Raw genomic sequence first — 12,151 nt, forward strand, 5'->3', positions numbered from 1 at the left:
GCGCTGACCGACGGTTGCGCTGGGCGGTTCGATGCCCGAGTCCGACAGGGGTTCCTCGGGGGCGTTCGTCGAGGGCTACGGTGCAGGGTCCGGCCACGGCGGCGGCACTGCGACGCCGTCGCGGATGCGATCGGAGAACGCCGGGTCCTGGTCGGCCGCCTTCGCCCGCGCGTCGATCGAGGCGTTGGCACGCACCAGCTCGAAGGGGCGGCTCGTGTCGATCGCCTCGCGCTCGTAGAGGAGCTGGTCGGAGTAGCCGTTCGCGAGCAGGCGGTAGTCGAGCGGCATCGAGCCGCCGATGTGCAGGATGTGCGTGCGGATCGTCGTCGTGCAGTTCTGCGTCAGGGTGTTGTAGAACGCCGGCTGGGTGACGAGGGCGTTCATGCGCGCCACGTAGTCGAGCAGCACCTTGCGTGCGCGCGAGGCGGGCATGCGCAGCGGGTAGACGAAGACGTTCTCGCCTCGATAGTTGGTGCGCAGGCGCACGAGATCCCGCTCGTCGGCGACGACGTAGTACAGCTCGTAGTGCCGGAAGAAGCCGGCGATGGGCGAGTACACCTCGCCGACCTCCTTGCGCAGCTCGATCGAGATCGCGAGATGCTGCCTGTCCGAGAACCGCCAGCTCATGATCGTGTGCGCGATCGCGGGCGACCCCCAGTAGGAGAGGAACAGGTCGACGCCCTCGAGCTTCGCGAGGTCGTAGGTGCGCGTCTCCCAGCGCTCGGTCCAGTCCGTTTCGGAGCGATAGTCGAAGTCGCGGACGTCGTGGAGCGTGAGCAGGTCGCCGTGCACCTCGCCGTGGGGCAGGCGGGCGACGTCGGGCGACCAGTTGCGGTCGTTGCTCGGCAGGACCGTGGCCCACCAGCCGAAGAGGAGCGCGACGGCGAGCCCGAAGGCCACCATCTTGCGGCCGAAGGGCCGTACCGCGCCGAGGATCGCGAGCGTGCCGGCGACCCAGACGCCTGCCAGCACGTCGGGAACGTGCCCGCCGCCGGGTCCGGCGAAGTGCAGCGCGCCCGCGCCCCACGCGACGACGGCGAGGGCGACGAGGACGACGAGTCCCCGCCCGACGACGCGCATCACGACGGCGACGCGCCCACGTGCTCGGGCTCCGGCGGCGTCGTGCTGCGGTGCTCGTACTGGTCGAGGTGGAGCTTCAGGATGCGCCGCACCTCCGCGATCGTCGCCGGATTCGACTGGCACGAGTGCGGCGAGCGCACGACGATCTCCGAGTCGACGTCGGTGCGGTGCGCGCTCTGGTACTCGACGACGCCGTCGTCGCCGTTCTCGACCGGCCCGTTGCCCTGTACCGCCACGATCGAGTGCGAGGCGATGCCCGGCGCGACGGACATCTTGCCGAGCGCCTTCACGAACGGATTCGTGGGCGTCATGTTGTCGACCGCGGTCGGGGCGCGAAACGACGCCAGCTCGGGGTTGCCCTTCACCACCTCGGCGACCGAGTTCATCACGCGCGCGGGCATCTGGATGAAGCGCGCCACCTGGTGCGCGATCCAGTTGCCGGCGATGTAGCTGCCGCCGTGCGGCGTGGCGATGAAGATCACGCGCGTCACGAAGGGCAGGGGCCGGAGGAAGAGGATGCGGCGGAAGTACTCGCGCGTCTCGGGCTTCATCTTCAGCTGATCGAGCGGCGTCTTCCAGTAGTAGAAGGCGTCGCCGCTGTCGATCGCGGTGGTCTTCGTCAGCAGCCCGCCCTGGCTGTGACCGATGACGACCATGTCGCGCAGCGCGGCGTCGGTGCCGTCGGGATCGAGGCGCTCGACGGCCTCGCGCAGCAGCTGGCGGAGCTGGTCGGCGGTGAACAGGATCGGGTTGCCGGTGTCGTAGCCGAAGTACCAGAACTGGAAGTGGTCGCGGATCTGCGGATCGTTCGAGAGATCGTTCACCATGTCTGCCCAGCGCGCGGGGCTCGACGCGGTGCCGTGGACGAAGACGACGGGGATGCGGCCGCGGCGGTAGGGCTGGACGGCCCGCAGCCGCGTGGGCTCGGTGATGCCGGGGAGCGCGCCGCCGAAGAAGCCCTTCAGCTCGAGCTCCCAGGGTCGCTGCTCCGTCAGCATGTAGGCGAGCGCCGCGGTGGGCTCGACCTCGAGGGGCACGTCGCGGTCGCCGACACGCACGGTCTCGGTGACCAGGGCGTCGAGCAGCTCGAGCGTGCCGTGCACCGTGCCGCTCGCGATCTGCTTGCGCGGCTCGGGGATGCGCAGCAGCGCCGTGACCGGGACGCGCGTGCGCGGCGGGATGAACTGGTCGGGCTCGCGCGCTGGGTCGAGCGGCACCGTGCCGGCGGCGAGCGGCGCGCCGAGACCCGTCCGCCGATACCGCTCCGCGAGCCCGTGTACCTGGAGCTCGGCGGCGGGCGCGAAGTCGGCGAGCTTGCGGTCGCCCCAGTGGAGCTGGGATTCGTCGAACGTGACCTCGAGCGTGCCGAAGGGCAGCGGATACGTTCCGGCCTGGATGGCGACGTGCTTGCCGCCGTCCGCCTCGAGGCCGTTCGTGAGCCCGAGGTTGTAGAGGTCGGCGGCGAGGCGGACCCGCGGGTCGAAGCGGTGCGGCACGAAGTCGCGGCGCACCGGGAACAGGAACGCCCAGGCGTAGACCGCGGACGCCAGGTAGTGCGACGGGGCCTTCGCCCGCTCCGCGTGGGCGAACGACAGCTCGGCGAGCGCGAAGACGACGTCGGGGTCGCCGTCGCCGCCCGCGACGTCGGCGTGCAGCGCGGTCATGACCGCCACCGGGTCCTTCTCGAACTGCTCGATCATGCCGAAGCGATGGAGGACGTTGTGGGTCGGTCCGCTCAGCGCGCGGCTGGTCAGCACGCTGCGCGTGAGCTCGCGGTGGACGGTCCTCGGGTCGCCGCGGTGGACGCGGACCGGAGCCGCGCACGCGGCGAGCAGGACGAGCGCCAGGCCGACCGTCGCGACGCGGGCGTGTGCGAGTCGTGGCACGTGCTGCCTGTAGCGAAGCCCCGGACGCGCGGCAATGCAGCCCCACACCCCATGCGCGAGAGGATCGTCTGACTGGATTGCGGAGTGACCAACAACCCGTCTAGGAGGGATCCGAGACCTCGACTCGCGGTGAGGAGAAGGGCCGATGACGACGAGACGATGGCAAAGGCTCTTCGCGGCGGCGGCCGTCCTGCTGCCGCTGCTGGCGGGCGTCGCCCGAGCGGCCGACGGCGCGAAGCTGACGAACGACCAGCTCGACGAGCTGGTGGCCCCGGTCGCCCTGTATCCCGATTCGCTGTTGAGCCAGGTGTGCATCGCGGCCACGTACCCCCTCGAGATCGTCGAGGCCGACCGCTGGGCGAAGCAGTCGAAGCTCACCGGCGACGCGCTCGACGAGGCCCTCGAGGGACAGGACTGGGACGCGAGCGTGAAGTGGCTCTGCCACTTCCCCGACGTGCTCGAGCGCATGTCGGCGAATCTCGACTGGACCCAGGCGCTCGGCAACGCCTTCCTCGACCAGCAGGCCGCCGTCATGGACGCCGTACAACGCATGCGCGCCAAGGCCGACGCGGCCGGCACGCTGAAGAGCGACGCCAAGCAGACGGTGGTGAAGGAGCAGCAGACGATCGTCATCCAGCCGGCCGATCCGCAGGTCGTCTACGTGCCGACGTATCCGCCCACGGTCTACGGCCCCACCTACGCCGCCGCTCCGGTCGCCTATCCGGCCCTCTATCCGCCGACCGCGACCTGGGGCGGGACGCTGCTCACCTTCGGCGCCGGCATGGCGACCGGCGCTCTCATCGCGGGTGCCTTCGACTGGCACGACCACGACGTCTACGTGAACAACCACTACGGCGGCGGTGGCGGCGGCAAGAACAACGTCAACGTCAACAAGAACGTCAACGTCAACAACGTCCGCGTGAACGGGAAGAAGTGGCAGCACGACCCGGAGCACCGCCGCGGCGTCGGCTACGACAACGCGCGGGACCGCGACCGCTACGCCGCCAGGGACCGCGCGGCGACGCGCGATCGCGCGCAGCGCGACGCGGCCCGCGGCTTCGGCGAGGCGGGCCGCTCGCGGCCGGGGCAAGTCCCGGTCGCCCCGAGCGACAGGCGGACGTCCCGAGACCGGGCGTCCCGGCGGCGGGCGTCCCGAGGCGGGCGGCGGTGCGGCCGGGCGGGCGTCCCGAGGCGGGCGGCGGTGCGCGGCCGGGCGGGCGTCCCGAGCGGCCCGGCGGCAATCGTCCGAGACCCGACCCGGTGGGCGTCCGAGCACGGCGGCGGCGTTCGGCGGCTACGGCGACGGCAACCGCACGCGCGAGGCCAGCAACCGCGGCGCGGCCAGCCGCGGGCGGCCGTCCTACTCCGGCGGTGGGGGCGTGCAACGCGGGGGCGGGGGCGGCATGCACCGCGGGGGTGGCGGTGGAGGCGGTCGCCGCGGCGGCGGCGGCGGGAGGAGGCGCTGATGCGCACGTCGATGCTCACGCTCGTGCTCGTGCTCGGGGTCGCGGCCGGCGTCCGGGCTGCCCCGCCGCCGGGCCAGCCGCACTACAAGACTCCCGAGCAGGCGATCCGCGCCCTGGCTGACGCCGCCCGCAAGGGCGACGCGGCGAGGGTGGCGGCGATCCTCGGGCCGGAGAGCGAGGACGTCGTCGCGTCGGGCGACCCCGTCGCCGACAAGGCCGCCCGGGTGCGCTTCGCGAACGCCGTCGGCCAGCGGGTCCGCATCGACGAGGTCGACGCCACGCACCGCGTGGCCATCCTCGGTCGCGAAGACTGGCCGTTCCCGATCCCGCTCGTGAAGGACGCCGGCGGCTGGCGCTTCGACACCGCCGCGGGCCGTGACGAGATCGTCAACCGGCGCATCGGCAACAACGAGCTGGGCGCCATCGACGTCGCGCGCGCCTACGTCGAGGCGCAGCGCGAATACGCGGCCGCCGATCGTGGCGCCGGCACGGGCGTCTACGCCCAGAAGGTGCGCAGCACGCCCGGACAGCGCGACGGCCTCTACTGGGACGACCCCGACGGCAAGGCCCCGAGCCCGCTCGGCCCGTTCCTGGCCGACGCCGACGCCGAGGGCTATCGGGCCGCCGAGCCCGGCGCCGCGCCGCGGCCCTACCACGGCTATCTCTTCCGCATCCTGACCGCCCAGGGCGCGAGCGCACCGGGCGGCGCGCACAGCTACGTCGCCGACGGCAAGATGACGGGCGGCTTCGCGCTCGTCGCCTGGCCGGCCGAGTACGGCGTCAGCGGCATCCAGACGTTTCTCGTGAACCAGCAGGGCATCGTCTTCCAGAAAGACCTCGGCGCGCAGACCGCCGAGCTGGTGCCGAAGATCACCGCCTTCGACCCCGACGCCACCTGGACGCCGGTGCGCTGATCCCGCCCCGACGACCCGCTTCGACCAGAGAGGGAGGACCGCCATGAACGTCCAGGAAGTGTGGACCGCCACCGCCGCGGTGCTCGTGGCCTTCGGGCTGAAGGTCGTCGGCGCGATCGTCGTCTGGATGCTCGGCCGCTGGCTGATCGGCCTGGCCGTGCGCCTGCTCTCGCGCGCGCTGACGCGCCAGCACGTCGATCCGACGATCATGCGCTGGGTCGGCAACGTCATCACCGTCGCGCTGAACATCATCCTGGTCGTCGCCATCCTCGGCTACTTCGGGGTCGAGACGACGTCGTTCGCGGCCCTGGTCGCCGGCATCGGCGTCGCCATCGGCGCGGCGTGGGGCGGCCTGCTCTCGAACCTCGCGGCCGGGACGTTCCTCATCACCCTGCGGCCGTTCAAGGTCGGCGACTACGTCAGCGCCGGCGGCGTCGAAGGCACGGTCATGGAGATCGGGCTGTTCGCGACCCACATCAACACGCCGGACAACGTCGTCACGCTGGTCGGCAACGCGAAGATCTTCAGCGACACGATCCAGAACTACTCCGCCAACCCCTATCGGCGCGTCGACCGCACGGCGCAGATCGCGCACGGCGTCGACGTGCAGGACGCCATCCGCCGCCTGCAGGAGGCGCTCGCCAAGATCCCGAACGTGGTGACTTCGCCGGGGCCCGACGTCTCGGTGATCGACTTCACCCCAATGGGCCCCGTGCTGGCGGTGCGGCCCTACACCCACACCGACCACTACTGGCAGGTCTACTTCGACACCAACCGCACGATCGTCGACACCTTCGGCGGCGCCGGCTACCCCGTGCCGGAGACGCATTACCGCTTCCACCAGACGACCTGAGCTCGTCCGGTCTCGACCGGCGCAGCGGTGCGACGTACAGGAGGGCTCATGCGCATCGGACGACTGGCGCTCGCGTTCGCCTCCGCCCTCCTTGCGGCGGCGCCTGTGCACGCGCTCCTCACCCGCGAGGACTTCGTCGTGAAGACGACGCAGGACCTGATCGCCCTCTGCGAGGTCGCCGACGACGACCCGCTGCGGCTCGCCGGCATCGGCTTCTGCCACGGCTACCTCGTCGGCGCGTACCAGTACATGCAGGCGCTCACCGACGGCCCGAAGGCGAAGCCCTGGGTCTGCCCGCCCTCGCCGCCGCCGACGCGCGTCGAGGCGGTGAAGATGTTCGTCGCGTGGTGCAAGGCGCATCCGCAGTACCTGGGCGACGTGCCGGTCGAGACGCTCGGCCGCTTCCTCGGCGAGACCTGGCCCTGCCCGCAGGAGAAGCGCCACGAGAAGGGGAAGAAGTGATGCGACGCTCGACGTGCGGCGCGCTGGCGCTGTCCCTCGCCCTCACCGCCGCCGGCTGTGCCGGCATGACCCAGACGCAGCAGCGCACGCTCTCGGGCGCCGCCATCGGCGCCGGCGGCGGCGCGATCATCGGCGCCATCGCCGGCGACGCCGGTCTCGGCGCTGCGGTGGGCGCGGGCGCCGGCGCGCTCGGCGGCTTCCTCTACGGCAAGCACGAGGAGTCGCAGAACCAGGCCTACCAGCAGGGCTACCGGGCCGGGCAGCAGTCGCGATAGCGCCGGCCGCGGCTTGACGCCGTGGCCGTCCATCGCCGACAACCGCCGGCGCGATGGACCTGCGTCTCAGCCCGGCCGAGGAGGCCTTCCAGCGTCGCGTCGGCGAGTGGCTGGCCGCGCATCTTCCCGCGGGCTGGGGCACGCCGGCCTGCCACAAGCCCGAGGAGCCGGCCGAGAAGATCGCCTTCGCGCGCCGCTGGCAGCGCACGCTGCACGACGGCGGCTGGGCGGGGCTGCACTGGCCGCGCGAGTACGGCGGCCGCGGTGCGACGCCCGTCGAGCAGTTCCTCTTCGCCGAGGAGTACACGCGGCGCGGCGCGCCGCCGATGATCGACATCGGCGTCGGCCCCGGGCTCACCGGCCCGACGCTGATCCACCACGGTACCGAGGCCCAGAAGCGTCGCTTCCTGCCGCGCATCCTCACCGGTGACGACGTGTGGTGCCAGGGCTTCTCCGAGCCGAACGCCGGCTCCGACCTCGCCGCCTGCCGCACGCGCGCCGAGCTGGTGGGCGACGTCTTCCACGTGACGGGCCAGAAGATCTGGACCAGCTACGCGCGCTTCGCCGACTGGTGCATCCTCATCGTCCGCACCGACCCGCAGGCGCCGAAGCACAAGGGGCTGACGTTCCTGCTCGTCGACATGAAGAGCCCGGGCATCACCATCCGGCCGCTCGTCGAGATGACCGGCGTCGCGTGGTTCAACGAGGTCTTCTTCGACGACGTGCGGGTGCCGCGCGAGCACATGGTCGGTGGGCTGAACCAGGGCTGGCACATCGCCATCACGACGCTGGCGCACGAGCGCGGCGGCTCGGCGCCGCACGCGCGGCTCGCGGGCGAGCTGCAGGGCGTGCTCGGCCTCGTGCGCGGTCGCGACCGCGTCGCGTCGGATCCGCTCGTGCGTCAACGCTGCGCGCAGGCGTGGATCGAGACGGAGATCGTACGCCTGGTCGCCTGGCGGCAGGTGACGGAGATGATGCGGAAGGGCGAGCCGGGACCCGAGGGCTCGTACCTGAAGCTGCTGTGGAGCGAGACCGACCAGCGCATGAAGGATCTCGCCATCGAGGTGGAAGGCGCCTACGGCGCGCTCGAGCGCGGCGATCCGCGAGCGCCGGACGGGGGGCGCTGGCAGTACGAGTACCTGTGGGCGCGCGCGGCGAGCATCTATGCCGGCAGCAGCGAGGTGCAGCGCAACATCATCGCCCAGCGCGTGCTGGGCCTGCCGAGAGGATAGCCAAGAGCCATGTCCACACACGGCATCGTCGACGTCTGGACGCAGTACATCTCCCCGACCCCGCCCGGCGTGAACCCGGCCGGCGAGAACGTCTTTCGCAACTACGGCATGCTCGACGTCTTCCACCACGGCACCGACGTCGCGAAGATGATCGACACCATGGACCGCCACGGCGTGCAGGTGGCGCTCATGGCCGGCGACAACGAGCTGGTCGCCAAGGCGCAGAACGCGCATCCGGGTCGCATCTTCGGCCAGTACCACGCCGACCCGCGCCACATCATGAAGGCGGTGCGCGAGCTCGACCACTACGTCCGCAACTGCGGCTTCGTGTGCCTGCGCATCGAGCCGTTCATGTGGAAGAAGGTCCCGACCGACCGCGTCTACTACCCGCTCTACGCCAAGGCCGCCGAGCTCGACGTGGCGTTCCAGACGCAGGTCGGCCACACGGGCCCGCTGTTCCCGTCCGAGACCGGCCGCCCGCTCTACATCGACGAGGTGGCGCTCGACTTCCCCGAGCTGCGCATCGTCTGCGGCCACATCGGCTGGCCGTGGACCGAGGAGATGATCGCCGTCGCCTGGAAGCACCAGAACGTCTGGATCGACACCTCGGCGCACGTGCCGAAGCACTACCCGCCGGCGTTCGTCCACTTCATGAAGACCTTCGGCAAGACCAAGGTCTGCTTCGCCACCGACTACCCGCTGCTGCAGTGGGAGCGCGTGCTGGCGGAGGTCGACGGTCTCGAGCTGGGCGAGCAGGCGAAGCAGAACTTCCTGCGCGACAACGCGCTGCGGGCCTTCAAGCTGAAGATCTGAGCAACCCGCTTGCGGCCAGGCCGCGGCCGGACGTACTGACGACGCCCATGAGCGACACGCTGCGCTTCACGATCGAGGACGGGGTGGGTTGGATCGTCCTCAACCGCCCCGAGGCCCGCAACGCCCTGAACGCGGAGATGCGCGAGGCCTATCTCGCGGCCCTCCAGACCTGCGCCGAGGATCCCGAGATCCGGGCGGTCGTGCTGACCGCCACGGGGAAGGGCTTCTGTACCGGCGCCGACCTCTCCGGCTCGCGCGCCGCCACCGGCGCCGCCGGCCCGCCGCATCCGGGCGGTACGCGCGACGCGATGAAGCCGAGCCAGCGCGTCATCCGCGCGCTGTGGGATCTCGAGAAGCCGATCGTGTGCGGCGTGAACGGCGTCGCCGCCGGCCTCGGCGCGCACCTCGCCTACGCCTGCGACCTCGTGATCGCGTCCGAGGAGGCGCGCTTCATCGAGGTGTTCGTGCGCCGCGGCATCGCGCTCGACGCGGGCGGCGGCTTCCTCCTCCCGCGCCACCTCGGCCTGCACAAGGCGAAGGAGCTGGTCTTCTTCGGCGACGACCTCACGGCGCAGGACGCCGAGCGCCTCGGCCTCGTCAACAAGGTCGTGCCGGCGGCGGAGCTGGAGGCGACCGTGCGGGCGTGGGCCAAGCGGCTGGCCGAGGGGCCGACGTTCGCCCTCGGGCTCTCGAAGCGGATGCTCAACCGCTCGCTGCAGGCCGACATGGACACGCTCTTCGCCGAGGAGGCGTTCACCCAGGCCCTGGTCGCGAACAGCGACGACATGCGCGAGGGCATCCGCTCGTTCATGGAGAAGCGTCCCCCGGCGTTCAAGGGACGCTGACGACCCCGGGGGGGCAGGCGCGCTTGCAGAAGAGGCCGCGGTCGCGGATGACCGCGGCCGCCGCCGCCGGCACCTGTGCCTCCCAACGCGCGTCGCGCGTGCCGATCAACTGGCAGACGGCGTCCTGGTCGATGTCGAGCAGCGCGGGATCGCTCGGCGCCGTCGCGACCAGCTGGCCGGTCTCGACGAGGTAGGCGAGCAGGTGCTGCGCCGGACCGGTCAGGGCGAAGTCCGCCAGCCCGGTCACCCTACCGCTCCCCGCGTCGCGGCGCGGGTAGACGAACGCCCGCACCTGGTTCGTGAACAGGCGCCCCGCGGACTCGATCAGCCCGCCGCGCAGGTCCTGGTAGAAGCGGGCATCGGCGAGCTGCTCGAGCGTGGGGATGCCCATGGCCAGGCCGATCGGCCGGTTCGTGTAGTGCGCGAGGTACTGCGACAGCGCGTAGTAGGGCGCGAAGCGCGAGATGAGGACGTGATGGCCGAGCGCACCCAGCGCGTCGGCGCGCGAGAGGAAGTCCTCGTGGTCGATCTGCTCCGCGACCGTGAGATCGCGCAGCGTCATCTCGAGCACGACCAGCGGCTCCTCGCCGGCGACGTCGGGCAGCGCCTTCAGCGCCTCGACGCCGCGGTGGAGGATGTCGTGCGTGAGGCGCGTGATCGGGCGGAACTGCCCGCGCTCGACGACGACGGGGCGCTTGTAGAGGACGTCGGCGGGCTGCACGACCTCGCCGGCGGCGGTGAACAGCGCCGCGTCCGTACGCTCCTGCTCGACCAGCTGGAGTGCCATCAGGCGGTTGTCCACACCGGCGAACGCCGGGCCGCGGAAGTCGATGACGTCGACCTCGATGCGGTCGCGTGAGAGGTCGTCGAGCAGCTCCTGGATGATGCGCGCCGGCTCGGCGTGGTGACGCAGCGCCGCCCAGAGGAGGTTGACGCCGAGCACGCCGAGCGCCTCCTGCTCGCGGACCGTCTCGCCGTCGCGGCAGAAGGCGTGGATGATCACGTCGGACGGCTCGGCGCCCGGCGCGGTCTGGAAGCGCACCCCGACCCAGCCGTGCCCGTCGTCGTGGCGCGACCAGCTCCGCTGCGCCACCGTGTTCGCGAACACGAAGAAGCTGGTGTGGTCGCCGCGCTGCGGGCCGAGCTTCTCGACCAGCTTGTCCCACTCCTGCGCCAGCATCGCGCGCAGCCGCTTGCGGGTGACGAAGCGCGGCGTGGCGCCGTAGCGCAGGTCGCTGACCGCCTTGTCGTAGGCCGAGATGGCCTCGGCCACGGTCCCGGCCGCCCCGCCGACGCGGAAGAACCAGCGCGCCGTCTCCTGGCCGGCGCCGATCTCGGCGAAGGTCCCGTACCAGCTCTTCTCGAGATTGATCTCCAGCGCCTTCTGATGCGTCGACGGCATGGCAGGTGCTTTAGCGCCGGGCGCGGGCCGTGGGCAACGCGGGGCCGTAGGTGCCTACGGGTTTCTCCGTGGTTGACCCCTACGGATTCGCCCGGAATCCTGGCCGGACACCATCGATCCGGCGGCGTCCATCCCGTCGGGCAGAAGGAGCGTGATCGTGACCGTTCGCTGGAAGACGTTCGTCGGCGCCGCCGTGGTGGCGGCGCTCGTGATGGGGCCCGTCGCCGCCGGGCCTGCGCTGGCCAAGAAGAAAAAGAAGGAGTCGATGAAGGCGTCGCTGAGCGCCGGCGGCAAGTTCAACGGGCAGAAGAAGTTCCTATTCGCCGTCTACAGCGCGCCGGGCAACGTCGTCACGCTGAGCGGGACGTCGATCAAGAGGCGCGGCCGCAGCGTCCTCACGCGCATCCTCAACATGGGCTGCTCGGCCGACATCAAGGGACCCCTGCCGGTGACGGTCGGGTGCGCGTCCCAGTATGCGGAGACCGGCTTCAAGGGCCGCACGGTGATCGACAAGGGCTGGGGCGGAGAGGGCCTCTCGGTCACGTTCACGTCCTACGACGGTACGCGCGTCACGGGCACGTTCTCCGGCACGCTGGTGGCCAACAACGGCGGGCTCGCGCCGCTCACCTTCAGCAACGGCTCGTTCTCGCTGATCCTCGACGCGCAGTGACGGCCGGGGGGCGCCGCCGGCTCGGCGGTGCCCCCCGGGTCACGCGGCGCCTTCGACCTGCGGGAAGAGGTCGTCGACCGCCGGTGCCAGCGCCGGCAGTGCCGCGTGCGCCGGCAGCGTCGCGCCGAGCCCGTACGTCGCGTCGCCCTCGGGCGTGACCACGACCACGCGACGCTCGTCGACCAGGACGATCCACACGACGCGCGTCCCGGCGTCGAGGTACCAGCGCGCCCACCACGTCCGCGCCCGTCAT

General features: G+C 71.5%; 12 protein-coding genes. 8 read left to right on the forward strand and 4 right to left on the reverse strand.

The window, feature by feature from the left end; all coding sequences use genetic code 11:
- Positions 1-75: 75 nt before the first annotated feature.
- Positions 76-1,083 carry a DUF4105 domain-containing protein gene (locus KIT14_06555; GenBank protein MCW5890197.1) on the reverse strand — a complete coding sequence of 336 codons (1,008 nt, stop codon included), beginning with the start codon at positions 1,081-1,083 and terminating at the stop codon, positions 76-78.
- Entirely contained in the window at positions 1,080-2,966 is a 1,887-nt protein-coding gene (locus KIT14_06560; protein MCW5890198.1) for an alpha/beta hydrolase, read from the reverse strand. Before KIT14_06560 ends, KIT14_06555 begins: the two co-directional genes overlap by 4 nt.
- Before the next feature lie 145 nt (positions 2,967-3,111).
- Here KIT14_06560 and KIT14_06565 point away from each other — a divergent pair, with 145 nt between their 5' ends.
- The 7 genes from KIT14_06565 to KIT14_06595 are packed head-to-tail and all read left to right on the forward strand — an operon-like array spanning position 3,112 to position 9,826.
- Entirely contained in the window at positions 3,112-5,346 is a 2,235-nt protein-coding gene (locus KIT14_06565; protein ID MCW5890199.1) for a DUF2950 family protein, read from the forward strand.
- A gap of 43 nt (positions 5,347-5,389) precedes the next feature.
- The gene (locus KIT14_06570; GenBank protein MCW5890200.1) at positions 5,390-6,199 is read left to right on the forward strand and encodes a mechanosensitive ion channel family protein; all 810 of its coding nucleotides are present in this window, start codon (positions 5,390-5,392) and stop codon (positions 6,197-6,199) included.
- Positions 6,200-6,253: 54 nt separating this feature from the next.
- Complete coding sequence (locus tag KIT14_06575) at positions 6,254-6,661, forward strand: hypothetical protein (protein MCW5890201.1); 408 nt, start codon at positions 6,254-6,256, stop codon at positions 6,659-6,661.
- Positions 6,661-6,936 carry a hypothetical protein gene (locus tag KIT14_06580; GenBank protein MCW5890202.1) on the forward strand — a complete coding sequence of 92 codons (276 nt, stop codon included), beginning with the start codon at positions 6,661-6,663 and terminating at the stop codon, positions 6,934-6,936. The genes KIT14_06575 and KIT14_06580 overlap by 1 nt, the downstream gene beginning before the upstream one ends.
- A gap of 53 nt (positions 6,937-6,989) precedes the next feature.
- Positions 6,990-8,168 carry an acyl-CoA dehydrogenase family protein gene (locus KIT14_06585; protein ID MCW5890203.1) on the forward strand — a complete coding sequence of 393 codons (1,179 nt, stop codon included), beginning with the start codon at positions 6,990-6,992 and terminating at the stop codon, positions 8,166-8,168.
- Positions 8,169-8,177: 9 nt separating this feature from the next.
- The gene (locus KIT14_06590) at positions 8,178-8,981 is read left to right on the forward strand and encodes an amidohydrolase (GenBank protein MCW5890204.1); all 804 of its coding nucleotides are present in this window, start codon (positions 8,178-8,180) and stop codon (positions 8,979-8,981) included.
- Positions 8,982-9,028: 47 nt separating this feature from the next.
- Entirely contained in the window at positions 9,029-9,826 is a 798-nt protein-coding gene (locus tag KIT14_06595) for an enoyl-CoA hydratase/isomerase family protein (GenBank protein MCW5890205.1), read from the forward strand.
- On the opposite strand, the gene KIT14_06600 is transcribed toward KIT14_06595, so the two are convergent.
- On the reverse strand, positions 9,813-11,228 hold the full coding sequence (locus tag KIT14_06600) for a TonB-dependent receptor (protein ID MCW5890206.1): 1,416 nt from the start codon (positions 11,226-11,228) through the stop codon (positions 9,813-9,815). The genes KIT14_06595 and KIT14_06600 overlap by 14 nt on opposite strands.
- Before the next feature lie 157 nt (positions 11,229-11,385).
- On the opposite strand from KIT14_06600, the gene KIT14_06605 reads away from it, so the two are divergent.
- On the forward strand, positions 11,386-11,898 hold the full coding sequence (locus KIT14_06605) for a hypothetical protein (GenBank protein ID MCW5890207.1): 513 nt from the start codon (positions 11,386-11,388) through the stop codon (positions 11,896-11,898).
- A 39-nt stretch (positions 11,899-11,937) separates the two neighbouring features.
- On the opposite strand, the gene KIT14_06610 is transcribed toward KIT14_06605, so the two are convergent.
- The gene (locus KIT14_06610; GenBank protein MCW5890208.1) at positions 11,938-12,096 is read right to left on the reverse strand and encodes a hypothetical protein; all 159 of its coding nucleotides are present in this window, start codon (positions 12,094-12,096) and stop codon (positions 11,938-11,940) included.
- Positions 12,097-12,151 lie beyond the last annotated feature (55 nt).

Source organism: bacterium (genome assembly GCA_026129405.1).
GTDB lineage: Bacteria > Desulfobacterota > Binatia > DP-6 > DP-6 > JAHCID01.